The sequence below is a fragment of the Pseudoalteromonas sp. SWXJZ10B genome (assembly GCF_015864475.1).
Classification (GTDB): domain Bacteria; phylum Pseudomonadota; class Gammaproteobacteria; order Enterobacterales; family Alteromonadaceae; genus Pseudoalteromonas; species Pseudoalteromonas arctica.
Genome location: NZ_JADYXD010000049.1, coordinates 1 through 2,893 on the forward strand (window position 1 = coordinate 1; position 2,893 = coordinate 2,893).

1 protein-coding gene and 1 tRNA gene are annotated in these 2,893 nt (G+C 37.2%); one reads left to right on the forward strand and one right to left on the reverse strand.

Annotated features, from left to right (window positions below; translation table 11 throughout):
* The first annotated feature begins 451 nt into the window (after positions 1-451).
* The gene (locus I6F54_RS20090; protein WP_197142795.1) at positions 452-1,867 is read left to right on the forward strand and encodes an alanine/glycine:cation symporter family protein; all 1,416 of its coding nucleotides are present in this window, start codon (positions 452-454) and stop codon (positions 1,865-1,867) included.
* A 926-nt stretch (positions 1,868-2,793) separates the two neighbouring features.
* Here the strand turns inward: I6F54_RS20090 and I6F54_RS20095 are convergent.
* Positions 2,794-2,880: transfer RNA gene (locus tag I6F54_RS20095), tRNA-Leu, on the reverse strand.
* Positions 2,881-2,893 lie beyond the last annotated feature (13 nt).

Consider the following 2,893-nt stretch of genomic DNA (forward strand, 5'->3'; position numbering starts at 1 on the left):
CTAAGTAGGTTGGCTGTTAGAACTCAATCTGTACGAGTGCCCACACAGATGATTGCTTTATATTGTTAAAGAACGTTTTGAGTCGCTTTAGCGTCTCAAGGGATGCGAATGATACACCCTTTATTTTTCGAGTCAACACTTAGTTTTAAACTTTCTTTCGACAATTTAAAACCGAAGTTTTACTTAACTCTCTGAGTTGTTCCTGCCTCGCTATGCGTTGGCGTTTCCCGTCTCAGTGGGGTCGCATTATAGGGAGCGGCGGATTTTACGCAAGCGTTATTTGCATAAAATAGTAATTAAAATTAAGCCCCAAGCAAGCACACATGATAAGCACAAGTTACCCACAAAAACCTGTTGATAACTCCGCTTTTGAACTTTAAAACTAAACACTTTTACCCTGATGTGATAAGTTGCGGTCACTTTTTTTAACTCATGTATTTAGGCAGTATCCATGACAGACATAATAAATAGTATAAGTGCCCTTCTATGGGGGCAAGTTCTCGTCTACTTATTAATAGCAGCGGGCCTCTTCTTTACTTTTCGACTAGGCTTTATTCAGTTTGTGCAATTCCCGCATATGTTCAAAGTTATGTTTGGTTCTCGTAAATGTGCCGATAACGAAATTTCATCCTTTCAGGCTTTTTGTACTTCATTAGCAGCTCGTGTCGGTACTGGTAATATGGCTGGTGTTGCTGTTGCTTTATATTTAGGTGGTCCAGGTGCTATTTTTTGGATGTGGCTTATTGCATTAATAGGTATGGCTACAAGCTTTGCTGAAAGTACTTTGGCTCAGGCTTATAAAACAAAAGATGCTGATGGCAATTTTAGAGGTGGCCCTGCTTATTATATGCAAAACGGTTTAGGTAAACGCTGGATGGGGACTTTATTCTCGTTATGCTTAATTTTAGCCTTTGGTTTGGTATTTAACGCCGTACAGTCAAACTCTATTGCTGCAGCATTTGAAGTAGCGTTTGATGTACCTAAGTATATAGTAGGCATTTGCTTAGTTATTGGCTCTGGTATTATTATTTTTGGTGGTTTGAAAACGATTTCTCGTTTTGCTGAAATGGTTGTCCCATTTATGGCATTAGCTTACTTGTTAGTGGCTCTTTATGTATGCGCTATTAACTTTACTGCATTACCTGATGTAATTGTACTTATAATAAAAAGTGCTTTTGGTATTGAACAAGCTGGTGCAGGTGCAATTGGTTATGGTGTTACACAAGCTATGATCCAAGGTATAAAGCGTGGCTTATTCTCAAACGAAGCTGGTATGGGTAGTGCAGCTAATGCCGCAGCTACTGCGACACCTTACCCTCCTCATCCAGCATCACAAGGTTATGTGCAAATGCTAGGTGTATTTATTGATACTATTGTTATTTGTACAGCAACTGCTTCTCTTATTTTACTATCGCAGCAATTAGTACCTGAATCTGGTGTTATGGGGATTGAACTTACACAAGCAGCATTACAAGAACATGTCGGCGACTGGGGTACTTACTTTATTGCCATTGCTATATTGTTTTTTGCTTTTACTTCTATTGTGGCTAATTACTCTTACGCTGAAACAAATTTAATGTTTTTAGAGCACAACTCTAATAAAGGTATGTTTATCTTTAGACTTGTTGTTTTAGTTATGGTGATGTTTGGTGCTGTTGGTGAGCTTGGTTTAATTTGGACGCTGGCAGATATATCAATGGGTTTAATGGCCATTGTAAACGTTATAGCGCTATTTATGCTTTCAGGTGTTGTTGTATGGCTCTCTAAAGATTACAACGAACAACGCAAAAAGGGCTTAATACCCACCTTTGACAAAAGTAAGCATCCTAAACTTGCTAAAGAGGTCGATCCCGAGGCCTGGAAATAAACAATAAACAGCGAGCTACGGCTCGCTTTTTTAGTTCTAAAAATAAAAAGTCCTGACACATAGCACTCGATCATTTATAAGTAAAAGCTGTTACGGACGATAAGAACTGTATAAACATTATCTGATTATCAGCCTAGATAAGACAACCTACAAAAACAGATGTTTAATGCCCACAGCTCTGCATTATGTATAAGCACTTTATTGTTTACCTATTTGAAGTTCTCACCATAACTCTAGACTTACTCTTACCCGCGATTTTTAACTTCCAATGAGCATGTGTTAGCAACCAATTCGACAACTATACCAACCTGCATAAATCTCTGAGCAATTTAACGAATTAAATTGCACTATAACGTCGTTAAAAATTTTTATTTAGAACACTAGATACAAAAATTTTTGCCTAAATCTAGCGTAATTTCCTTAACCTTAAATAGACCCCATATATAAGCAGATTGGTATTACTTTATGCTACCAGCACATAGGTGTTTGAACTTTGCTTTCAAGGTTATTTGCTCTCGAGGTGTAGATTGCTTTACTGTTTTGAATTTTTTAAAGCTAATGGCCTACTTTACTGGTTGTTATCATAAGTCTATGACGCTTAGTTCAGTTCAAAGTGTATTCATTAGCATAAAGTACTGTGTGTCGCTAAGGATTGCATGGCTGGTTTATTTGAGGCGCTATAGGATTGGGTTTGGAAATATTACATTATGCTTACTCATATATATCTTTAATACGATAGATATACAAACTCTTAATGAACTATCACACAACGCTATTATTGGGTAGACCATGCATAAAATAGTGCATATCAAGATAATATAAATCATAGAAAACATAAAAATGATAAATCAAGATTTTTACTGGATATTTTATAGATATTAGAAGATTTATTGGATATTTTTTAAGCAGAGCGCTTAATAGAGAGATGGTGCCCGAGGCCGGACTTGAACCGGCACGACTTGTTAGTCGAGGGATTTTAAATCCCTTGTGTCTACCAATTCCACCACTCGGGCATCGAGTTTGCTA